We start from the raw sequence: 23,315 nt of genomic DNA on the forward strand, positions 1-23,315 counted from the left end.
CTAAACCATAACCAACAGAGAAAAAAAGAAAAAACCGTAATGTCGTTTTTCGCTCATTTATTAAAAACGCCAAATCGACATGCAGAGGATTTCGGTGTATTTAACGCTACACAAACATGCCTGTCTTGTTTAATCCTTAAAATGTGTAGCGAAGCGGAACCGAGCCAACAGTTACGAATCCGACTTGAACACCTTGTTATATTTTATAAACGATACCAGGGAAGCTCATCCGTTATATAAATACCACCTCTTGTGCATTTATTTGAATATGAATCGAAGTAGGCAGCATGGAATTGCTTGTCTTTTAAACGCCAACTATGAAGCTTTGTTAGCATTTCGTGGGTAGATAAGCCTTTGGGATTGTTATATTCATCTTTGTACATCATGTCGTAACTCCCATGAACATCCTCAGCCAGTATTTTATCTACTAAAACCCTTAATTCTTCTTTAGAAATGGCTTTCTTAAGGTAATCAGGAAACTCACGCTGGCAATAAGAGTGCTTGTTTCGCTCTACTTGCTTACTAACACTATTCGCCAATGACTTATAACCAGACTTTAAAGTTGGGAATGCAATTATAGCCAGCAGAATAATAATGATGATTACAAGTTGTCTGTTTGATAATTTCTTCATGTACACCAATGCTAGAGTAAAATATAACAGCTTACTCGTCCCCAAACCTTCATGCTATTCCACACCACTTTAGGGTACTTGTCATTTTTACATGTCACTACTCTAAACCATAACCACAAGAGAAATAAAGAAAAAGCCGTAATGTCTTTTTTAGCTCATTTATTAAAAACACCAATTCGGCGAGCAGGTGCTTTTGGTGTATTTCACGCAAGCCCAGAAGAGAAATATGCCTGTCTTGTTTAGTATTTTGTTTAGTTTTTTAGTTTTGCCCTGTGCGTAACTTTAAAATATTGGGGCGCAGACACTTGTGCAATAGACAAAAACGTGCCTGTCTTATTTAGTTAATGTGCAAACAATGTATACAAAGTAAGAAATATACCCAATAGAAAGAAAGCCCAAGCTACTATAATCATTGTTTGATCACTTATAATATAAAAAGCCTTTCTATCGCCCTGAGCTTTGCCAATTAGCGCCATTTGGGCCAATACTGCAGATATAATTGCAAAAGTTAAGCTTAAAGTGGGATAGTAAAAATCGTTAATCTCATGTCCCTCTAAAATTGTTTTTAGAGCGACAATCAAAAGCCCAATTGTTGACACACTAAGGGTAATTATTTGCTTTGTAACTTCTAGCGCAAGTGTATTTCTGTGTTCCAAGATAGAATCCTTTTTGTCGGTGGAGCTGCACATAACAGTTTACTCGTCCCCAAACCGTCATGCTAATCCACACCATTTTGGGGCATTTCTCCTTTTTTCTTCTTACAACTCTAAACCATAACCAACAGAGAAATAAAGAAAAAACCGTAATGTCGTTTTTCGCTCATTTATTAAAAACACCGAATCGACATGCAGATGATTTCGGTGTATTTAACGCTACACAAAGATGCCTGTCTCGTTTAGCCTTTATTGTTTAGTCCAAAAACACCAAATCGACATACAAATGATTTCGGTGTATTTAACGCTACACAAACATGCCTGTCTTGTTTAGTCTTTTATTAAAAACACCAAATCGACATGCAGATGATTTCGGTGTATTTAACGCTACACAAACATGCCTGTCTTGTTTAGTACACTGAATAAAATTAACTTTAAGTGATTCATACTCGATCTTCCTGAACGTGTTAAGCGCTTTGTTAGCCGCCATTTACCGTTAACAGTTCGGCTGCCGACTTGGCAGCCATAACTACGACAATTCCTAAACTAACCTGCAGGAAAAAGTATAGAAATACAAATTCGATTACAAAGAGTATTTTTCTGCATATTAGGCATTTAGTGACCCAGTAAAGTCCGTAACTTTTTGACTTTTTCCTTCTTGCGGCATACGTGTAACAACGTGAAAACCAAAGTTCAGTTTTAGGATAAAGGCTCTCAAAAAGTTGAATAGCGTTGCAAACAAACGCAATGACAAATGAAATGGCGAGGGAGTAAAAAATTGAGGTTTGTAGCGAATTTGTTAAATCAAACTCTGTGAAATTGAGTTGCTTTCCTACGATTATCGCAAATGAAAGAAGAATAACCTGAGGTGTCAGGTTTCTGAGAAATTCTAAATAAGACTTCTTGCCATGTCTTAAAACTGCTAATTTGTTTTTTAACACTCGATCCATCCTTGGTGGCTAACGCCCTGTTAAGGGGCTGATTAATGTTTGGCTAAAATGTGTAGCGAAGCGAAACCGAGCCAAACTTTAGCAGTCCCGCTTGAACAGCTTGTTAGGCATACTTACGCTATATTTTTTATGACAAAAATAGTAAAGGTAGTTATCGCAATACCAAATGATATCCATGTAACAAACATAGAATAACCGCCCATTTTTTGAACCCAGTCTTGGGGCTCTTCCCCCTGCTCCCAGCATATATGGGATAAAGAGATGGATGTAAAAGAAACAAGTGAAAATAACACGCTACACAAAAAACCAATAAGCGAAATTACAACCAAACACTTCCATTCAGGATTACTAAATATTTTTTCAAGAAAAGTAGCAATTATTACTATTGAACCGGTAGATAGTGTAGATATATGCTTTAGGTATTCAGCCCACAATTTAGATGTTTCGATATATTTCATTGTATGCCTAACAGTTTACTTGTCCCCAAACCGTCATGCTAATCCGCACCATTTTGGGGCACTTCTCCTTTTTTCTTCTTACAACTCTAAACCATAACCAACAGAGAAATAAAGAAAAAACCGTACTGTCGTTTTTCGCTCATTTAATAAAAACAGTAAATCGACATGCAGATGATTTCGGTGTATTTAACGCTACACAAAGATGCCTGTCTTGTTTAGTACCTCTCCTTTTTTCTTACAACTCTAAACCATAACCAACAGAGAAATAAAGAAAAAACCGTAATGTCGTTTTTCGCTCATTTATTAAAAACACCAGATCGACATGCAGATGATTTCGGGGTATTTAACGCTACACAAAGAAGCCTGTCTTGTTTAGCAGTGGTTGTAGGAAGTGCAATTGAAACATAAAAGAGATTAGTGGTAGTATTTTATTCATTTAATTATCCTTAATTAGCGAGTTCATAAACATCCCTGAAAAAGATGACTGTCTTATTTAGGCTTTTTAATGTTTCTTCATAATTAGACGATACAGCACTGACGCTTTCGAAATGGTGCATAATTTTCTTTAATGCTTTCGCCATAAGCGCTAACAGCTCATTGCCTCTAATATAGACAGAAACATGCCTGTCTTGTTTAGTATTCTGCATTAACCCACAACAGACAGAAAAATAAAGAAAAACCTTGATTTCGTTTTACGCTCATAAATTAAAAACAACAAAACAGAGTTCAAACGCTGCAGCTTCATTCCACCCAAAAAATAAACATGCCTGTCTTGGTTAGTATTAACTCAAATAAACCATTGCTTTGTTTCTATCAGTAATACTGATTATATCTAGTATTTTTTCCATAGCCGTCGGGCCTAAAGGCTTTTTAATTTTATTACTGATGATTTTAGCTCCCTTAAGGCGGTCTAGGACTGATAGTGCATCTATAATTTCAAAAGCTTGTTTACTAGAAATGGTATCAACTTTATTAATGCATTGGCGAAGAATATCGAGTCTGTCAAAAATTGAGCTTTTCTCTAGTGATTTTATTAGTGAATCAACATCTAGTGTCGTGTCAATTTGACGAGTATCGGACGGGCTATAACGATTTTTTAGCCAAGTTCCCAGTAATGTGCCAATTGCCCCCAAAAAAACAATCGCTGGCTCATAATCAGGATCACTGATCAACCAAGCTAAAGATAAAAGCGCTGTTAAAAAGGTTATTGTTAATATAGTTTTCAAATTCAGAATTTCCGTAGCAGCTAACGCCGCGCTCTGCGGCAAATTTGGAGCGCAGCGGAAAATTTGTCCGACAGCAGCGCCTTGTTATACCTTTACGGTAATGTACCTAAGCTCTCATACCCCAACAGAGCGAAAGGATTAAATGAACTCATCTCCCATCTCGGTAACCTTCTACGGCCTTGCTTATATGAATCTAAAACTTCTGCAAGATCAGCAGGAGAGTCAATCCCTAAAACCGTTTTAACTCGATCAAAGTATTTTTTCGACTTTGCGCGAGCGAATATTTCAAAAGAACTACCATAATGACCTAAATAAAGCAGAGTTTCTGGCCACCAACGGCTATAGTCATCACTCGCCGAGATTTCAGCGCGCATAAAGGCAACGAAGTCCGCTTGCATTAAAAACCTAAAGTCCAAGCCCGTTCCGTGACACCGCTCTTTCAATAGATCTGCTCGGAGTGACAACCTTCTTGTTTTTAAGCGTTTGTTCCTATGCTCAAGCGACTCCATATATTGCCGGATGTTTTCGAAACCAATCATAGTATCTCTGCCGTACTCAAACCTTCCCCCAACAAAATATTGCTGCATTAATAGCGAGGAGGCCAACTCAAAACGCTCGTACTTTAGAAACACTGCGAGCGTGTACAAGAAAAGTTCATGAACAATAAATTTGTAGTTATCCAACTCCCAGCGATTATATGAGGTTAGATGCTCAGGCCTATCCATATACGGTATTAGACTTTCAATAAAGCGATGAATCCTTTCAGAAAACTCAGGTAAAGGCTTGTATTGAGCAACCGCTATCATTAGCTGAACATACTCGTTTCTAGAAGGTATAAATGATTCTATATTTGATGTAATTGCATCATCGATTTCACCCTCTACATCGTGAACGCGAAAGCGTTCAAGGTTTTCTGTGAATAAGCTCAAGTACTCATCAAAGCACCCAAAAGCTGTTGACTTGTCATTCTTTATGGCATCTAAAGAACGTTTGTAAGCAGATGAAGTGCCCAGAGAAACAGACTCATTTTCTTCTAAAAAACTAGGCGCTTTCCCAACCTCCGGCTTTACATATAGTGGTTTGTTATAAATCCACCTGAGCAGTTTCTCAAAATTCTCTGCGTAACTATCTGGTTCGCTAAGGTCAATATAAATTCTAGATTTATAGTAAGTTGGTAGGTGTGCCTTGCCGCTCTCATCTCTCTCAGTAACAATAACGACAAACTTATCTTGCTCTTGTTTTTCATATACTTCGCGCGAAATAATTTGAGTCTCAGTGCCAACACCGCCGCATCTTCCGTCTGCTTTTTCTGCATAAGTTCTATCTGAGATTATTGCGACTTTATTAATTTCTGGGTCAGTTACCATCTTTTCCATAAAAGCATACGCATCATGACCTTCTTTTAGATCCCACTTGTCTAGTATCACATCGACACCAGATTCAGCCAGCTCTGTTGCAATCTGAAGAACAAGCTGTTCATGATCATGGCTTGACCAACTGTAAGAGATAAATAACTTTGGATTACTCAATTCTTCATTCCTTGCTGATTAGGTATAACAGTTTACTCGTCCCCAAACCGTCATGCTATTCCACACCACTTTAGGGTACTTATCATTTTTGTATGTCACTACTCTAAACTATAACCACCAGAGAAATAAAGAAAAAACCGTAATGTCGTTTTTAGCTCTTTTATTAAAAACACCAAATCGACATTCAGATGATTTTGGTGTCTTTCACGCAACCCAAACACAAAAAAGCCAGCATAAGCCGGCTTTCAAAACACAAAAATAAATGTCGTTCTAACTAAAAACTACTTCCCCTGCCTAGCAGCCAGCTTTTCCAACTGCTCATCAGTAGCAGGAAGCTGATGCTTCTCTTTCCACTCTGAATACGGCATTTTGTATACCACTTCGCGTGCGGCTTCGTAGTCGATATCAGCGCCCTGCTCGCTTGCAGCGGCTGAATACCATTTCGCCAAACAGTTACGGCAGAAATCCGCCAAAATCATCAGGTCGATGTTCTGAACGTCTTTATTTGCATCTAGGTGTTCTACTAAGCGGCGGAATACCGCTGCTTCTACTTCGGTTTGCGTTTGCTTATCCATTATCTAATACCTCTAAAAAAGCACTTTTCGTTATAGCTTGAACGTGTGGGTTAACAAGTAAAAACCCAACCCGTTATCTCTTTTAAAACCTAAAACGAAAAAAGGGAGCCAAGCTCCCTTTTTACTTAAACATAACTAACTAGGTTTAAAACCTAATTGCTATTACTCTGCGTCGTCAGACTTAGGCGCAGGCTTTTCTAGAAGCTCTTTAATGCTTAAACGTACACGGTTCTGGCGGTCGATTTCCATAACCTTAACGTCAACCATTTCACCTTCTTTAAGGTAGTCAGTAACCTTGTTCACACGCTCGTGAGCGATTTGTGAAATGTGAACAAGACCTTCTTTACCTGGAAGTACTTCTACGAACGCACCGAAGTCTACAATACGTGTAATCTTACCGTTGTAAGTCTTACCAACTTCAATCTCAGCCGTTACTTGCTCAATCTTGCCAATAGCGATGTCTGCTTTCGCACGCTCTGTAGCGAAGATTTTGATAGTACCGTCGTCTTCAATCTCGATGTTAGTGTCAGACTCCTCAGTAATTTGACGGATCATTGCGCCGCCTTTACCGATAACGTCACGAATCTTGTCTTGGTCAATCTTCATTGTGTAAATGCGTGGAGCAAATTCACTTAGCTCTTCACGGTGACCGCCAATTGCTTCGTCCATTACGTTAAGAATGTGCAAACGTGCTTCTTTTGCTTGTTTAAGCGCAATTTGCATGATTTCTTTAGTAATACCTTCAATCTTAATGTCCATTTGAAGTGCAGTAATACCGCCGGTAGTACCCGCTACTTTAAAGTCCATGTCGCCAAGGTGATCTTCGTCACCAAGGATGTCTGAAAGTACAACAAAGTTGTCGTCGCTCTTAACTAGGCCCATTGCGATACCCGCAACAGACGCTTTAATTGGAACACCTGCATCCATAAGCGCTAGTGAAGTACCACATACAGACGCCATTGAAGATGAACCGTTTGATTCTGTGATTTCAGAAACCACACGTACAACGTACGGGAATTCTTCTTCACTTGGCATTACTGCTTGAATACCACGCTTCGCTAGACGACCGTGACCAATTTCACGACGCTTAGGCGAACCAATCATACCGGTTTCACCAACACAGTATGGAGGGAAGTTGTAGTGAAGCATGAAACGGCTGTCGCGCTTACCTTGAAGCTCGTCAATCATCTGTGCGTCACGCTCTGTACCTAAAGTAGCAGCAACAATTGCCTGCGTTTCACCACGGGTGAATAGTGCAGAACCGTGAGTACGAGGAAGAATGCCTGTTGCTACGTCTAGAGCACGAATCATTGCAGGCTCACGACCGTCGATACGTGGCGCGCCAGAAAGGATGCGTGAACGTACTACGTCAGACTCAAGTTCGTGAAGAAGGTCTAGTACTTCTTTCTTGTCTTGCTCTTCGTCTTCAGCAAGGATAGCTTCTAGTGCTTTGTCAGTTGCTGCAGTTACTGCGTCTTTACGCTCTAACTTGTCAGAAATCTGGTAAGCCGCAGTCATTTCAGCTTCAGCTAGTGCTTTAACTTTGTCTTTAAGTGCAGTGTTTTCTGCTTCTGGTGCCCAGTCCCACTTCTCAGTGCCAACTTCAGCAGCAAATTCATTAACTGCGTTAACCACAGTTTGAAGTTGCTCGTGACCGAACATTACCGCACCTAGCATAGTATCTTCAGAAAGCACGTCAGCTTCTGATTCAACCATAAGTACTGCACCTTCAGTACCCGCAACAACAAGGTCAAGCTGGCTTTCAGCTTGCTCTTCTGCGCGTGTATTTAGAATGTATTCGCCGTTGCTATAACCAACACGAGCCGCACCGATTGGGCCGTTGAAAGGAATACCTGAGATAGCAAGCGCTGCAGAAGTACCAATCATAGAGATGATGTCTGTAGGGATATCTGGGTTAGCAGACATTACAGTAACAACAACCTGTACTTCGTTTTTGAAGCCTTCTGGGAATAATGGGCGAATTGGGCGGTCGATAAGACGCGCAGTCAATGTTTCGCCTTCAGATGGACGACCTTCACGCTTGAAGAAACCACCTGGGATTTTACCCGCAGCGTATGCTTTTTCTTGGTAGTTTACTGTTAAAGGGAAGAAGTCTTGATCTGGCTTTGCTTCTTTTTTACCAACTACTGTTACCAGTACAGACGTGTCGTCCATGCTCGCAAGAACCGCAGCTGTCGCCTGACGAGCAATTACACCCGTCTCTAGAGTTACAGTATGCTGTCCATACTGAAATGATTTAGTAATAGGAGTCACTATTTGTCCTTTAATTTCAATCTTTATTTTATCGCTTTTAAACGCGGCGCATAGTATAGCTTTGAAGTAGCTGTAATGCCATTGCCAAATACAGCCCCGCGTGGAATTTATTTAGTGAATTTGCGAAAAATCGCTATCAACCATGGCACCATGACTATATGAAATATCTGTGAAATTTCAATTATTGACTATATTTTCATCATACTGACACAAAACAGCGTATGCTAGAACAAAAAGCGAACAAAGTAACAACCCGTAGGTAATGCTGTGAACCATATACTGGCTATAAACATACGGGCAATAAAGATTATTCATAACAAGAACGTCTAATATTAGTGTGCTAAGGAGATAACCATGTTGGTACTTCGACTTAATAAAGCAGGCATGCCACAAGAGTGGATAGATGTTGAACAAGCCGCAAAGCTTTACAGTCAGGACAAGGTGCTATTCGAGCTAGGCAGTGATGCCATTACGCTTAAAGGTGGCTGGAATCACGAAGGGCTGCAAAGCGAACTTACCCTATCAAGTATTATCGCTTGCGACGGCAAGGTAACAGATTTGTCTGGCAAAGTTGCCCTTACCAACCGCTATTTATTTAGGCGCGACAGCTATTTGTGCATGTATTGCGGCAATAAGTTTACGCCAAAGCAGCTTACCCGAGACCACATTATTCCCCGCTCTCGCGGCGGAAAAGATATCTGGACGAACGTAGCCACCGCTTGTCAGCGATGTAATCATGCCAAAGCAGCGAAAACACCTGAAGAAGCGAATATGCCTTTACTCGCTGTGCCATTTAGGCCCAATGTTTACGAGCGCTTTTATTTAATGAACAGACGCATACTGGCAGATCAGATGGCGTTTTTAGAAGGGCATTTTTCCCACCAGCGGGAATGGACATGTAACGAATGAAATTTGGCGGATAAAGTACAACGAATGAACGGTAACAAATAACATTGAGCGACCAGTAAATTCGAAAACAGGTCGCTCCTTTGTTGAGTATTACAACCCTGTACTCGTTGTCGCTTGCTGTTCTGTAGTAGCTTGCGCTTGAAGATTGCTGTTACCAATCTCGCTTTGCTGTTGCATTAGCATCGCCTGCTCTTCTTTTTGCGCTCTAAACCACAAGCTTAACCAGTCAGAGCACATCTTGTGTTCTAGCTCATGGGCTTCCGCTGTTGGGCAGAAAAGACTTACCTTTACCACTACTTTCGCCAGTTCATTAGTTTTAATCTCAACTTCTGGGTCTATACGAATAAATTCTTGTTCTAAATGACGTTCAATCAAGCCTTTATAACGTTCTGCTACATCGCGAAAATATTCGCAATGGGCTTGAGCGCGAGCATGAAAAGCGGGTAACAAGCTATACGCATTTACCGTAGGCTCGTTAACAATTTCAAACGAGTGCAAACGGTAGCGGCGCATAAAGTTTAGGTTACGCACGGTTTGGGTAACTAGCTGACTGTTAGGTACGTAAACGTGTTTACCCGTGTAGTTAAAGCTTTCTGGGTCAACTTCTAAAAGCGCAGTTTTTGCCCAGTCCATTTCTACTACTTCACCAATGATATTATTCATTTGGATCCAGTCCCCTACCCTGAATGGCCTTGCGCCTAGGTAGTAAATGAAGCCCATAAAACATTGAATAAATTCTCGGGTGGCTAGCACTATAGCAACCATAAACGCGGCAATGGATATAGCGAGTGTTTGTATTTCAGAGCTCCACACCATCATCAACACAATGATGATAAATGCGTTCCCTAACTGCTCTAAAATATTAATCTGGTTTCTTCTATCTTCCCCGCGCTGAGAACTGATTCGTCTTATCAGCAACAGCACACCTTTTTTAGAGAAGTGCAATACAATTAAAAGTAGTAGTGATGTCAGCAGTTTATACTCATTGGCAAACGCAATAAGCTGATTCCATAACTGCGTGGGGTCTATCACAATCTCCATGTATGCTCCGTCTGTACTGGCGAGGGTAAATCTTTGAATAAAAATAAAAAAGCGCCGACGAATGTCAGCGCTTTTCATTATGAAGCATGTAAACCTGCGGCACAATGCCGACCAGTTGCAACAAGTATTATTTAGTCGCGAATTTGGCCTTCACCATTCACCAGATATTTCTCTGAAGTCAACGATTCTAGGCCCATTGGACCATAAGCATGTAGCTTAGTTGTAGCGATACCAATTTCGGCACCTAAGCCAAGCTGGCTGCCGTCAGAGAAGCGTGAAGAAGCGTTAACCATTACCACACTTGCATCTACTGCGCGTTGGAATAGCTTACCTTTCTCAGCATCTTCAGTAACGATAACTTCTGTGTGGTTACTACCGAATTGAGCAATATGATCTACTGCACCTTCGAAGTCATCAACAACGCGAATTGCGATTTCTAAACCAAGATACTCTTCACCGTAAGCGTCTTCTGAAATTACGTCAGCGCCGTCGAAATACTGGCTACCTTTTTCGTTTACGTGAACCGTTACGCCTTTCTCTTTAAAGGCATCGGCCACTTTAGGTAAGAAATCACCCGCAATAGCTTGGTGTACAACCAAACCTTCAAGTGCATTACACACACCAGTACGCTGGGTTTTACCGTTTAGAAGTATAGCCATAGCTTTTTCTAAATCAGCATCCTTATCTACATAAAGGTGGCATACACCTTTGAAGTGCTGGATAACCGGTACTTTAGCGTTATCAGTTACGTAGTTGATAAGGCCTTCACCACCACGTGGAATAATAACGTCGATGTAGTCGCGTTGTTCCATTAGCTCTTGCATTAATGCGCGGTCTGGGTTTGGTACAACGGTAACTAGCGCTTTAGGCAAGTTATGCTTTTCAAGCACGTCTTGCATAAGTTCAGCAATGGCTAAACTTGTATCAAGGGCTTCTTTACCGCCACGTAAAATTACGGCATTGCCCGATTTAAAGCACAGCGCGCCAGCGTCAGCGGTAACATTAGGTCGTGCTTCATAAATCATGCACACAACGCCTAGCGGTATACGCATTTTCTTAATTTCAATTCCGTTAGGACGTGTACCAATAACACGCTCTTTGCCTACCGGATCGTCTAGTTCAACAATAACCTCAATACCTTCAGCCATTGATTCAATACGCTCATCGTTAAGGATTAGGCGGTCAATCATGGCTGCATCTAGATTATTTTCTCTAGCGCGCGCAACTTCCTTTTCGTTTACTTCAATAATTTTGCTTTTATTTTCACGAATTGCCGCGGCCATATCAGTTAACACCGCGTTTTTCTGGCTCTCACTTAGAATTGCCAGTGTACGTGCAGCTTTTTTCGCCTGTTGTGCTAACTCTGTAATAATACTCATTCTTTCTCCAGATTTGCTATGTGCTGATCAGAAATAATTGGCCCTGTTTTTTCCTCAAACTCGTGGGCGAATTCTTCACTTTCCTGATTCGCAATAAAATTCAATAAACAACTACTGTAGTTCGACTTGGCTTTCACCAATTTAGTGCCGTCTTCTTTACGTACCAATATGGTGTCGCCTACCGAGAACTCACCTTTTACGTCTATAATTTCGCTACTTGTTAGTTGCTCTGCGTCAGTATGTAAAGAGTCGTCGAAGTCGCCTTCTACTATCACCTCACCTTGCGCATTTGACGTATGGCGCATCCAATGCACATTCTCTTGCATTGGCTTGGCGTGAGGTTTGAAATGCGTGCCTGGGTTTTCACCTGCTAGCAGCATATTAAACGACAGTTCAGTAAAGCCGTTAATAATATATGTATCTATACCATGCGAAACAGCTTTCTCGGCCGCTTCAATTTTGGTGCGCATACCACCGGTGCCAACACCGCCTTTAACCGCACCACCAGCCATGTCATAAACGCTCTGATCGATGGTATCAACCGATTTAAGCAGTTTTGCGTCGTCATGTTCATGTGGGTTCTTGTCGTACAACCCATCAATGTCTGAACAGATGATCAGTGCATCAGCTTCAGCCGCCGACGCCACCATGGCCGATAAATTATCGTTGTCACCAACCTTCAATTTGTCGGTAGTTACAGTATCGTTTTCGTTAACGATAGGCAGAATGTTGTTGTCTAACAAACTGAATATGGTTTCACGAATACTTACGTAACGCTCTCTGTCTCTCAAATCAGCATGGGTAAGTAGCATCTGGGCAGACGGAAAATCGAACAGTCTGTCCCACGTGGCAATCATTTCGGTTTGACCCGCCGCTGCCATGGCTTTCTTAACCGCGATATCTGACTTTTCTTGCTCTGGAAACAGGTGCGCACCCGCTGCGACAGAACCGGAAGACACGAGTACAACCTGTGTACCGTTAGCTCTGCATCGCACGATAAATTGCGCAATGCTCAAAAGATAATGACTGCTACAACCTTGCTGGTTGGGCGATATTAGTGCACTACCTACTTTGATGACTACGCGTTTCCAATTAGGATGACTCATAATAAACTTTTTAACCTTAAGATTGTTGATTCGCTAATTCTTCACTGGCTTGCACAAACGTTTCTTGTACGTTCGACGATGGGTTTTCGCTAAGGCGACTTACCATATATAGCGTTAACGTACTCACCGCAAACCCTGGAATAATTTCATAAATAACGCTGCTTAACGTTTTACCGTCAGCTAAAACGGGCGCATAAATCCAAAACAGTACGGTTACCGCACCACTTATCATGCCCGCCATTGCCGCTTTCGCTGTCAGGTCCTTCTTATACAGACAAAACAGTACTAATGGACCAAATGCGGCGCCAAAACCGGCCCAAGCGTTACTTACTAAAGATAAAATTGTGTTCGACGCATCCATGGCTAACAGTAATGCAACTACAGCCACACCTGCTACACCATATCGCCCAATTGTTACCGTTTGCTTTTCACTTAACGATTTTTCAGGCGACTTTTTATTTACCATTACGCGGTAAATATCTTCTGTTAACGAACTTGCGCTAACTAATAACTGCGACGAAATTGTACTCATGATGGCCGCCAAAATTGCTGCCATCAAAAATCCACTAATTAATGGATGGAAAAGCAACTGCGAGAAAATAATAAATATCGTCTCTGGGTCGTCGACTGCAAGGCCAAACTGGTTAGCATAAGCAATGCCTACAAAGCCCGTAGCCAATGCACCAATAATTGTCACTGTCATCCACGACATACCAATATTTCTTGCAGTTCCAATAGCTTTAACAGAGCGAATTGCCATAAACCGCACGATAATGTGTGGCTGGCCAAAATAACCTAAGCCCCACCCTAAACTTGAAAGCAAACCGACTATCGTTAGCGTTTCTAACGATTCTGAAAAATTCGGTACAGATTGATAAGCGGCGCTTGTCATTTGCGATACGCTATCAAATTCGGTAAATGCGACAATTGGCACTAAAACCAATGCCACAAACATAATGCACCCTTGCACAAAGTCTGTAAGGCTCACTGCTAAGAACCCACCCAAGAGTGTGTAAGACACCACAACACCTAGAGTGATAAACAAGCCCAGTTGATAATCGACCGAAAATGCACTTTCGAACAGCTTACCGCCTGCTACTAAGCCTGCAGACGTATACAGCGTAAAGAACAGTACAATGATTACCGCCGAAACGATTCGTAAGCTTGAATTTGGCTTATTGAAGCGCTTGGCAAAGAATTCAGGCACAGTAAGTGAGTCATTAGCCACTTCGGTATAAACGCGAAGTTTAGGCGCTACTAGTAAATAGTTAGCTAAAGCACCAGCAACCAAGCCTATCGCGATATATACCGCGTCAAAACCGGTTAAATACATGGCGCCAGGAAGACCCATTAACATCCAACCTGACATGTCAGATGCACCCGCAGACAGTGCGGTAACTTGAGGGCTTACTTGTCGCCCTCCCAATATATAACCAGAAATATCACTGGTAGATTGTCGGTAAGCAAACAACCCTATCCCCAACATCGCTATAAAATAAACGCCGAGTGATAGGTAACTTTCCATTGGCATAACGTTAGTTATTTCCTCTATTGCTCTTCGAAAACTCGTCAATGATTTACCATTCTGAACTTTTGCTACAACATAGGTCGATGCAAATAATTAAATCGAACAATAATCATTAGAGCTCTAACAATATAAGGATTTGACAAAAAATTTCAAGTTTAATTTTTAAACAACTTAGTTTAAACAGCATTGATGTTTAAATTAACACCAACCATGTTTCACGGTACTTTAATTAAAAACAAAGATATTTTAACTATAATATTCAGCGTTTTACAAAACACCAACTATTCATGAAACAATAAAACTTGGCGCTTAAAGCATAGAAAAAGCACAACTTTACTATCAGCTAAAACATTTTCATTAAAAATGCTTTGTTACATACACTCAGCTGAAATAACATCCAAAAGAAGCTTTTCTACAGGCAACAATTGGGTTAGTTGTGTACAATCTTCGTTATTTAGTGAACGCACCTTTTCTATAAGCATCTCACACGCTTTCTTGTCGTTTTTAACGGTAAATAGCTTCGGATGAATATAATATTTTCGGCATACTGTGGGCGTATTTCCAAGTTCTGCGGCGACGACCTTGCTTAATGTGCTTTCCCACTTTTTGGTTCTGGAATTACTAACTTGGTCATAGACGTAAGGAAGGTTAGTTAATGCGAAACGACTAGAAGCCCAGGTTCTAAAATCTTTGCAACTGAACTGCTCACTTAGCTCTTTGTGAATGAACGCATTTACGTCCTCGCTAGTGACATCGTGCCAATGCTTATTCTTATCTTGATAGCGGAACAAGCAGTAGCCTTGCTGCTGAGCGCAATCGCAAATCAGCGAGGCAAGTTCCGGATCGTTAACCTTTAAGGTTCTTGGCTTGCCATGCTTTCCTGTGTAGGCAAGTTCAACGCTATCCTCACACTGTAATTGCACGTGTTTACGCCGCAAGGTTGTCAGCCCGTACGTTTCATTTTCTTTACTATATTGAGCATTGCCTACCCTCGCACCTGTGTAATCAAGCAGAAGGCACACCAGCGCACATGCTCGTTCTTGCGTCCAAGTTGGTTGCGAAATCAAAGAAAGGCAGTGTTCTCGAAATTTAGAAAGGGCGTTGCCGAAAGCAAGCAGTCGCTCGAATTTTTCGACTTGCTGCTGTTCGTGCCATTTGTCATGGTAAATATACTGTTTGCGTCCTTTCTCATCATAGCCAACGGCTTGTATACTGGCTTTACTATCACGGCTGATAAAAGTGTTTTGCCAATTGGGTGGAATAACAAGCTTCTTAATACGTTTAATCACCCGCTCACCCGTTACTTTTCTTCCACTGCTGTAGCGATAATAAAAACGTTTGTTCCCGCAAGGGATGCGTTTAATTGTCAGGTGGCTATCATCTGAATACACATTGCAGTAGCCTTTAGTCCTTTTCATTTTAGTTACTCCTTTTCCCCTACTTGCCCCAAAACAATAACAACTGAATAGCTGTAAGAGCACGCGTTAAGGGCGGCTTTGCTTCAATACTGACATGCCGTTGCGTTTTGGTGGAAAGGTCAGTTCCCCCCGAACTACAGCGCTTAACTATAAGAAGAATTTACAGCTTAAATAAGGTAATTGATCACTTGCCTCTAAACCTTTCGCCGAGTTTATTTATCTAGCCAGAGCTTTATCTACCCAGAGCTTTATCTACCCGGAGCTTTATCTATCAACAATGGCTTTCAACCTACGCTGTAACAATTTTTCACATCCCGTGTAAAATAATCGCAGTATCACCCCTTATCCTCACCAGTAAAGCTGGTAGGGGCACCTTCATCACCAATATTTGTCGTCAATAGCCAGCCCTTTTATTAACTAAATCATATGTAATGAATATAAAATATCGCTAGTTTTCAGTTATTTAGAGAATACCGCCTTACAAATTAAACTAAAGTATTAGCGCTACTTGTACTTCAGCGGAATACAAATTGAATAGTTAATTACAAATAGTAAATAGCTGCAGACAGTTGAAAGAGACATCTGCAAACAGTTGCTTGTGAGGTTTATGTGAAACCGATTGTCGGCAAGTAACGCGTTGAACTAATGTTGAACTAATTAAGTGAATTTAATTAGAGAGTCCAAGAAAGAAGTCGAGGATTTAAAGATGAGTATTCAGAATTCGAACAAGGTTGATTCAGAAAGCGCTAAAAGTAGCGAGCATGAGAACTTGAGGGCTAATGTTGTCTCTAACGATGAGCTACAAGTAGCAGCTGTATTTAGTTCAAAGCAGAAAGTACGAGAAGTACTAGAGATAGTACAAAATAAAACATCGGTAGAATCATCGCAAATAGAGATCATTGAAGCAGGTGACGCTAAATTAAGTGAAAAACTAGAGCGAAACAGCGAATCAATTGGAAAGAGTATGTGGTCTTCTCACCTTCTTCTTGGTTCACTTGGACTTGTAGCCGGCTTAATTGCCGCTTTCTTATTAACTCAATTTGGGCCTGCCCTTACGCAGCAAAACCCATTGTTTACCTACATTGCATTAATAAGCCCTGGCCTCTTCATTGGGCTGTTCGTAGCTGGGCTAATCGGCTTGCGCCCGGATAGAAACGAAGTGATACAGACGGTAAGGCATGCCGTTCGCTATGGCAAAGTGGCGTTAGTGATTAATCTTAGAAAGTCTCAATCATCATCAAAGGTGTCGCAGGTGTTGAAGCAGCATAGCGATAACGTGGTTGAATCAATTCGGTAGTGAAATTAATTACATGACATGAAAGCATGCTAAACGGCAGAATGTGTTAAAGTATTTAATTGTTGATTGAGCTTGCTACTTAAAACTCGCTTCTTAAAAGATATTGAAGGGCAATATACCGAATTTCGCGTATATTGCCCTTTAACGTTTGGTTTGTAGCAATTTGAAAGAAAGACTAGGCACCAATTGTATGGATTTGATATTTTTTGATTTAGATGGGACTTTGTTAAATAAGTCTTCAGAAATTTCTTCTTTCACAAGAGAGACCTTGGGCTTATTGAGTGAAAAGGACATTGCCTTTACGGTTGCTACAGGGCGCACCATGCATTCAGCGCAGTTCGTACTGAAGGATCAGTCTTTTGTTCTGCCTCATATTTATAATAATGGCGTAGCCATATGGGACCCAACCGGAAATGCCCTAACCTTGGAAAACCTGCTCGCCCCTAGCGAAGTTAACCTTATTATTGAGCACGCCGTCAAAAACAATATTACGCCTTTTATTAACACGGTTAATATGGATAGCCCTAATCACGAGCATGTGATCTATCATTCAGCGCCGAAACATCAAGTGGAATTCGATTTAATCGAAAAATACTTTTCGCGAACAAAAGCGCGGCTTGCCACCATCGAGACCTTACCTGCTAATGCTCATATCACAAATATCAGTATGATTGGCGATGCAGCCCTTGTTTACGATATGTACAAGCAATTAAACATGCATGATGAATTAATCGCATATTCTGGCCCTGCGATTGAAGGCGACGAGTACCGTTGGATGGATGTGCACCACAACCTTGCTAATAAAGGCAGCGCAGTTGAATCATTACGCAATCAATTAGACGCAAGCAACGTTATTGTTTTTGGAGATAGTGATAACGACTTAAGCATGTTTAAACTTGCTGACGAAGCTTATGCGCCTTCAAACGCCAAACCTTATATTAAGGATGCCGCCACTTCTGTAATTGGGCATCATGATGAAGATGGAATCGCTCGCTTTTTAAGAGAGCGATTCTCACTTTAACCGTTTTCGGCGTTTAGGCTACAGAACAAGGTGAAAACGTAGCCCACCTTTATGTAGCCAGCCTTTATAAGCGTCCACCTCAATAAGGGCCCATTGCTGAATCCTATAGATGGCGGGCCCAGATTATGTTCACTTGTTCATGGGCTACCATTCGATAGGCTCTCTGTCTTTTAAGAACTGTCCGTGAGGGCCACCTTCTTCCATAGTAGCTAGCCAAATTGCGGTATCCGCACCTTCTTCTGGAGTTTTAGGCGCGTCGCTGCCACCCATTCGAGTATGCACCCAGCCAGGCGTCATGCTGTTTACCGTAACATCAATCTTTTTGCCATCTGCAGCTTTATCGACCTCGGCAGCCATTTTTACGGTAAGAGCATTAATGGCAGCTTTCGTTACTGCATAGCATAAAGGCCCTTTTAAGCCTTCCGCAAAGCTACCGTAACTGGAGCTTATGTTAATAATGCGACCATACCCTCGTTCAATCATTTGCGGTAAAGTTTGCTGAATAAGTGTTAAAGGAGCACTCACGTTCACCTGCATAGATTTCGCTAAACTTTCAGAATTAACTTCCTTCCAATCGGTATCGTCTAATATCCCCGCGTTATTTATCAGAATATCGATGGGGCCATACACGGCTTCAGCACGCACAAACGCGTCTACAATGGCAGTTTCGTTATCAAGGGGCAGTTCAATAACATGTATATCCCCACCTACTATTTCCTTTTTAGCTTCAAGACCGGACTCTTCATCTCGACATCCCATCAATACTTTGTAGCCTTTAGACAGCATTCCTTTCACTATTTCCAGGCCTATACCTCGATTGCCACCAGTTACTAATACGTTTTTCGTCATACCAATACACTCCTTGCATTTACGCTTGGGCTTGTTTTGCCTCAAAGCGATTGGATAAATAAAAACACAGCGGGAAAATCACACTCCACACTAAAGCGATAAAAATATAAGAGAGCATCATGCTGGTACCTAACTCGACCGCACCGAACTTGGCTCCAGCTATATAGCTAAGAGGCGCAAAGACAGCCCCCGCGATTGCAGCGATACCCATTCGACCGTTAAACACAGTTAGACTGTGATAAACCGTACCCGCGAACGCGGCCCAGAGAAGGCTAAGCCATATGGGAATTGGCCAAAAGCTCACTAGCACCTCTGTCTGATTGAAAATAAATAACCCGCTTAAAGTGAGTAAGGCGTCGACCACAGTGCCAAGTAGAAAAACTGCACTCATAAGCTTTAGGTCTTCGACGCGTTTCGGGGAGAATACAATCCAAATCAAAAGTAGCCCTAATACGGGAAGTACAGCGCTATTTTGAAACAGAATCACTAACCACCATATGGCTTGAAACCAGGCGAAATTGGCAACTTTGAGTACCACAGTTTTATTCATTACGAACACTCTTACTTTTCATAAAAAAATATACGCTTACCGTCTAGTGATAGTTCAAATCTAAGCTATCAAAAGTAAACGAAAACAAACGGGTGTAAGTATGAATGCATAAGCTATTTGCTTTTTCCAATTACAAAGGATGTGTTATTCGTGAAAATGGTTAAGTACTACATACTGGGTGCACTACTAGCGTTGGTGCTAACGCTAACTGTGCCTGTGATATTGCTAAAAATTGCATTTGGATGGACAGCCTTTTCGCTTATAGCGGTAAGCAGTGCCTATTTACTTAATTACCCAAGTCTATTTCGCAAACGCGAAGATGGATCTATTCCCTTCTATATCCGTTGGGTTTTCGTACCCTTCTTACTGGGTTCGTGGCTTTATAACGAGTATGCACGGAGAACCGACAAGGTTCCCCCACTCCAAAAAATTGAACCTCATCTTTTTCTCGCATGCCGCATGTCTAATAAGCACGTAGACCTGCTTAACGAAAACAATGTCGATGCCATCCTCGATGTAACCGCAGAGTTTGACGGGTTAGATTGGACAGCGTATCAAGAAGATTATAAGTATTTAAACATACCCGTTTTGGACCATACTAGTCCCACCTCAGAGCAACTTGTTCTTGCTATCAACTGGCTCAATCAACAGATATCTGACAACAAAAACGTTGTTGTTCACTGCGCACTTGGCCGAGGCCGTTCGGTGCTAGTGGTAGCAGCTTACCTTCTGGCAAAAAATCCAAACTTAAGTGTAGATGAAGCCTTAAAACAGATTAATCAAATACGCCAAACGGCAAGGCTCAATAAGCGACAGTTAGCGTCGTTACAAAAAGTAAGAGATGGCGGGCTCTTGTCTTTACGAAAAGATCTTACATTGATTGTAAACCCGGTGGCGGGCGGCGGTAAATGGAAGCAGTACCGAGACGAAGTCCTTTCTAGACTGAATGAAAAGTTTAAGGTAACGATAAAAGAAACCACACCTGAAATAGACGGCAAAGCGTTAGCAGAACAGGCCAAAGATGAAAAAGCGGAGATTGTCATTGCCTGTGGTGGAGACGGTACGTTGACCGAAGTTGCGTCCGCGTTAATTAATACTGACATCACAATGGGTATTATCCCCTTTGGAACGGCCAATGCGCTTAGCCAAGTACTGCACGGATATGTTAGTAAGGTTATGCCTATAAGCACAGCGTGCGACATCATAATAAGGGGTGACACGTTAAAGATTGATACCGCAACCTGTAACGATAAAGTCATGTTGTTGGTAGCAGCCGTCGGGTTTGAAGAGCAAATGATTTCGGCCGCTGATAGAGAAGAGAAGAACGTGGGCGGGCAGTTCGCCTATTTAAAAGGACTGTGGAATGCCATTTCTAATAACGAAAACATGACATTTGAAGTAGCAAAAGATGATAAAGCGGCTGAAACATTAGAAACACCTAGTTTTGTTATCGCCAACGCTGCACCTATGACGACGGCATTGGCGCAAGGCGCAGAGCAGCCAGATATTACTGACGGAAAATTAGATCTTACCTGGCTATTGCCACAACCAAGCTCTGACAGACAGTTTGCATCGTTAGCCGAACTCGTTTTAAGCCCTGCCGAATCAAAAAAGCAATCAGACTCCATACGCCATGAACGCGCATCATCTATAACATTGACATTCGATAAGCCTACTGCCTATGCAGTAGATGGTGAAATCTATGAAGGCGATGAACTTGTTATAAAAACCGTTCCTAGAAGTCTCACCGTACTCGCCAACTTTGAAGATAAGGATTAATTGATACATGGCTCAGAAAAGTAATTTCGAAGAAATTTTTAGCTTTCTCAATGACAAATTTTCTAACGAAACGGAGTACCTGCAAGCTGTACATGAAGTACTTGAAGATATAGTTCCTGTTTACAATGCAAATGAACAATACAAAGCATTCGATATAATAAGACGTATCTGCATGCCAGAACGGGTAATTTATTTCACAGTCTCTTGGATGAACAGTGAAGGCAACATTGAAGTTAACCAAGGCTGGCGCGTGCAGCACAACTCAGCAATGGGCCCTTATAAAGGCGGCCTGCGTTTTCACCCGACCGTAAATTTATCGGTGCTAAAGTTTTTAGCCTTTGAGCAATGTTTTAAAAATGCGTTGACTGGCCTTCCTATGGGTGGCGGCAAAGGCGGTTCAGACTTTAACCCTAAAGGTCGAACCGACCGAGACATTATGCTGTTTTGCCAAGCATTTATGCGTGAGCTACAGCGACACATAGGCGCCAATACCGACGTACCAGCTGGCGACATTAATGTTGGAGCCCGTGAAATAGGCTACCTTTATGGCGAGTACCGCAGGTTAAACAATAAGTTTGAAGGTGTATTAACAGGTAAAGGCTTAGAATTTGGCGGCAGCTATGTTCGAACAGAAGCGACAGGCTTTGGCTTAATCTACTTTTTAGAAGCTGCGTGCAAGCACCGAGATGCAAAAATAGAAGGCCAGACCATAGCAGTATCTGGTGCGGGTAATGTAGCACTGCATGGCGCACTTAAAGCGGTAGAAAAAGGTGGGAAGGTTATCTCCCTCTCTAATAGTCGAGGGCTTTTACATAATGAAGATGGGTTAACTGATACTGCGCTTAAATGGGCGATAGATAATCACGCAAACCGTAACAATATTCTTGCGGATATGGCTGACGAAAGCATGGGTAAGTGGGTACCTGATAAAAAGCCATGGCATTTGAAATGTGATATTGCTCTACCCTGCGCAACGCAGAATGAGCTACTCGAAGACGACGCAAAAGCATTACTGGATAATGGCTGCCAAATGGTTTTAGAGGGTGCGAACATGCCGTGCACGAACGAAGCGCAATCACGCTTTTTAGACGCTAAAATTGTTTACGTTCCGGGTAAAGCATCAAATGCGGGCGGTGTTGCTTTATCTGGCTTAGAAATGAGCCAAAACGCAATGTTCAATCAACGTGACGCTAATACGCTAGATGACCAACTATATTCTATTATGGAGAGTATTCATCAACGCTGTCTAGACGAAGGAAAGGTAGACAGTGGTGATAGCAAGTACGTAAATTATATGAAGGGCGCTAACATTGCAGCGTTCAGGCGACTTGCTGACGCCATGGTCGCACAAGGCGTATAACCCCTCTCCTTTTTATCGCAGCTTGTCGATAGGTTTACGGTAAAGCCGCCGTGAATTTATCGGCAACCCCTTTGTAAATATTGCTCTACATCTTTGCTACCCCTACCTTTTAGTCGACGATGAACCAAGAAAAGCAAGCAAAATCATAAACTAATACACATAAGATTCATGGAATAAAAATCGCATTACTAGAAGTGTCATTCACTTTTAAATATGCAAAAGGAACTTACCATGAAAATTTTTGAAGCACTGCGTCAGGACCACGAGAAACAACGTTTACTGTTGAAGATCTTGGCTGAAACTAGCGGTAACACTGCGGCACGTCGCGAATACTTTGAAGAGTTAAAAACACAGCTTGAAAGTCATGCGATTGCGGAAGAGCGCCATTTTTATACTCACCTGTTAGAGAAAGATTCTACGGTGGATTTAACGCGCCACGGTATCGCAGAACACCATGAAATTGATGAACTGCTATCGAAGTTAGACGAAACGGACATGAGTTCACCTGCTTGGTTACGTCATTTAAAGAATCTACAAGAAAAGGTAGAGCATCACCTTGCCGATGAAGAGCAAGAGTTTTTCCAAGTTGCTGGCAATGTTTTAAATGATCGTCAGAAAACCAAGCTTGCTGAAGAATATCAAAAAGAAATGAAACAAGAGCTAGACGAAGAAAAAATTACGGCTTAAATAGAAACACTGAAGCGCTTTTAAGCGCTTCGCATTTTTATCAGTGTTACATGAAAAAGCCAGCTTAAAAAAGCTGGCTTTTGTTTGTTTTCAT

22 protein-coding genes are annotated in these 23,315 nt (G+C 41.6%); 6 read left to right on the plus strand and 16 right to left on the minus strand.

Annotation, left to right across the window (positions count from 1 at the left end; genetic code table 11):
• Positions 1-203: 203 nt before the first annotated feature.
• The 9 genes from ACXACS_RS12385 to pnp all read right to left on the minus strand — a co-directional run bounded on the left by ACXACS_RS12385 (position 204) and on the right by pnp (position 8,297).
• Positions 204-632 (minus strand): hypothetical protein, encoded by a 429-nt coding sequence (locus ACXACS_RS12385; protein ID WP_474806965.1) that lies wholly within the window; start codon positions 630-632, stop codon positions 204-206.
• A 341-nt stretch (positions 633-973) separates the two neighbouring features.
• Positions 974-1,288 carry a hypothetical protein gene (locus ACXACS_RS12390; protein ID WP_474806967.1) on the minus strand — a complete coding sequence of 105 codons (315 nt, stop codon included), beginning with the start codon at positions 1,286-1,288 and terminating at the stop codon, positions 974-976.
• Positions 1,289-1,764: 476 nt separating this feature from the next.
• Positions 1,765-2,226 (minus strand): hypothetical protein, encoded by a 462-nt coding sequence (locus ACXACS_RS12395; protein ID WP_474806968.1) that lies wholly within the window; start codon positions 2,224-2,226, stop codon positions 1,765-1,767.
• Between the two features lie 122 nt (positions 2,227-2,348).
• Positions 2,349-2,693, minus strand: a complete 345-nt coding sequence (locus ACXACS_RS12400; protein ID WP_474806970.1) for a hypothetical protein — start codon at positions 2,691-2,693, stop codon at positions 2,349-2,351.
• Positions 2,694-3,139: 446 nt separating this feature from the next.
• On the minus strand, positions 3,140-3,340 hold the full coding sequence (locus ACXACS_RS12405) for a hypothetical protein (protein ID WP_474806972.1): 201 nt from the start codon (positions 3,338-3,340) through the stop codon (positions 3,140-3,142).
• A 135-nt stretch (positions 3,341-3,475) separates the two neighbouring features.
• Positions 3,476-3,919, minus strand: a complete 444-nt coding sequence (locus tag ACXACS_RS12410; RefSeq protein WP_474806974.1) for a hypothetical protein — start codon at positions 3,917-3,919, stop codon at positions 3,476-3,478.
• 92 nt (positions 3,920-4,011) lie between these two features.
• Complete coding sequence (locus ACXACS_RS12415; RefSeq protein WP_474806975.1) at positions 4,012-5,448, minus strand: TIR domain-containing protein; 1,437 nt, start codon at positions 5,446-5,448, stop codon at positions 4,012-4,014.
• Between the two features lie 281 nt (positions 5,449-5,729).
• Positions 5,730-6,023 carry a DUF1244 domain-containing protein gene (locus ACXACS_RS12420; protein WP_012518312.1) on the minus strand — a complete coding sequence of 98 codons (294 nt, stop codon included), beginning with the start codon at positions 6,021-6,023 and terminating at the stop codon, positions 5,730-5,732.
• Between the two features lie 162 nt (positions 6,024-6,185).
• Complete coding sequence (pnp, locus tag ACXACS_RS12425) at positions 6,186-8,297, minus strand: polyribonucleotide nucleotidyltransferase (protein ID WP_474806976.1); 2,112 nt, start codon at positions 8,295-8,297, stop codon at positions 6,186-6,188.
• Positions 8,298-8,651: 354 nt separating this feature from the next.
• Between pnp and ACXACS_RS12430 the strand changes: the two genes are divergently transcribed.
• Complete coding sequence (locus ACXACS_RS12430; RefSeq protein ID WP_269916549.1) at positions 8,652-9,206, plus strand: HNH endonuclease; 555 nt, start codon at positions 8,652-8,654, stop codon at positions 9,204-9,206.
• Positions 9,207-9,296: 90 nt separating this feature from the next.
• On the opposite strand, the gene ACXACS_RS12435 is transcribed toward ACXACS_RS12430, so the two are convergent.
• The 5 genes from ACXACS_RS12435 to ACXACS_RS12455 all read right to left on the minus strand — a co-directional run bounded on the left by ACXACS_RS12435 (position 9,297) and on the right by ACXACS_RS12455 (position 15,678).
• Positions 9,297-10,247 (minus strand): mechanosensitive ion channel family protein, encoded by a 951-nt coding sequence (locus tag ACXACS_RS12435; RefSeq protein ID WP_474806978.1) that lies wholly within the window; start codon positions 10,245-10,247, stop codon positions 9,297-9,299.
• A 131-nt stretch (positions 10,248-10,378) separates the two neighbouring features.
• The gene (locus ACXACS_RS12440; RefSeq protein WP_474806979.1) at positions 10,379-11,626 is read right to left on the minus strand and encodes a glutamate-5-semialdehyde dehydrogenase; all 1,248 of its coding nucleotides are present in this window, start codon (positions 11,624-11,626) and stop codon (positions 10,379-10,381) included.
• On the minus strand, positions 11,623-12,732 hold the full coding sequence (proB, locus tag ACXACS_RS12445; RefSeq protein WP_474806981.1) for a glutamate 5-kinase: 1,110 nt from the start codon (positions 12,730-12,732) through the stop codon (positions 11,623-11,625). The genes ACXACS_RS12440 and proB overlap by 4 nt, the downstream gene beginning before the upstream one ends.
• A gap of 16 nt (positions 12,733-12,748) precedes the next feature.
• Positions 12,749-14,263: a sodium/proline symporter PutP gene (gene putP, locus ACXACS_RS12450; RefSeq protein WP_474809265.1), complete on the minus strand. Its 1,515-nt coding sequence runs from the start codon at positions 14,261-14,263 to the stop codon at positions 12,749-12,751.
• A 368-nt stretch (positions 14,264-14,631) separates the two neighbouring features.
• Positions 14,632-15,678: a DNA topoisomerase IB gene (locus ACXACS_RS12455; RefSeq protein WP_474806983.1), complete on the minus strand. Its 1,047-nt coding sequence runs from the start codon at positions 15,676-15,678 to the stop codon at positions 14,632-14,634.
• 706 nt (positions 15,679-16,384) lie between these two features.
• On the opposite strand from ACXACS_RS12455, the gene ACXACS_RS12460 reads away from it, so the two are divergent.
• On the plus strand, positions 16,385-16,975 hold the full coding sequence (locus ACXACS_RS12460; protein WP_179983340.1) for a hypothetical protein: 591 nt from the start codon (positions 16,385-16,387) through the stop codon (positions 16,973-16,975).
• Positions 16,976-17,165: 190 nt separating this feature from the next.
• Positions 17,166-17,996, plus strand: a complete 831-nt coding sequence (locus tag ACXACS_RS12465; RefSeq protein WP_474806985.1) for an HAD family hydrolase — start codon at positions 17,166-17,168, stop codon at positions 17,994-17,996.
• Positions 17,997-18,140: 144 nt separating this feature from the next.
• Here ACXACS_RS12465 and ACXACS_RS12470 read toward each other — a convergent pair whose 3' ends face one another.
• On the minus strand, positions 18,141-18,845 hold the full coding sequence (locus ACXACS_RS12470; protein WP_474806987.1) for an SDR family NAD(P)-dependent oxidoreductase: 705 nt from the start codon (positions 18,843-18,845) through the stop codon (positions 18,141-18,143).
• A gap of 19 nt (positions 18,846-18,864) precedes the next feature.
• Positions 18,865-19,395, minus strand: a complete 531-nt coding sequence (locus tag ACXACS_RS12475) for a DUF2878 domain-containing protein (RefSeq protein WP_474806989.1) — start codon at positions 19,393-19,395, stop codon at positions 18,865-18,867.
• A gap of 150 nt (positions 19,396-19,545) precedes the next feature.
• Here ACXACS_RS12475 and ACXACS_RS12480 point away from each other — a divergent pair, with 150 nt between their 5' ends.
• The 3 genes from ACXACS_RS12480 to ACXACS_RS12490 all read left to right on the plus strand — a co-directional run bounded on the left by ACXACS_RS12480 (position 19,546) and on the right by ACXACS_RS12490 (position 23,221).
• On the plus strand, positions 19,546-21,174 hold the full coding sequence (locus ACXACS_RS12480) for a diacylglycerol kinase family protein (protein WP_474806991.1): 1,629 nt from the start codon (positions 19,546-19,548) through the stop codon (positions 21,172-21,174).
• 7 nt (positions 21,175-21,181) lie between these two features.
• Positions 21,182-22,534: an NADP-specific glutamate dehydrogenase gene (gene gdhA / locus ACXACS_RS12485; RefSeq protein ID WP_474806993.1), complete on the plus strand. Its 1,353-nt coding sequence runs from the start codon at positions 21,182-21,184 to the stop codon at positions 22,532-22,534.
• 231 nt (positions 22,535-22,765) lie between these two features.
• A complete protein-coding gene (locus ACXACS_RS12490) occupies positions 22,766-23,221 on the plus strand; it encodes a hemerythrin domain-containing protein (protein WP_474806995.1) in 456 nt (151 codons plus the stop codon).
• The last annotated feature ends 94 nt before the right edge of the window (positions 23,222-23,315 follow it).

Source organism: Alteromonas sp. AWM4_230 (assembly GCF_056158305.1).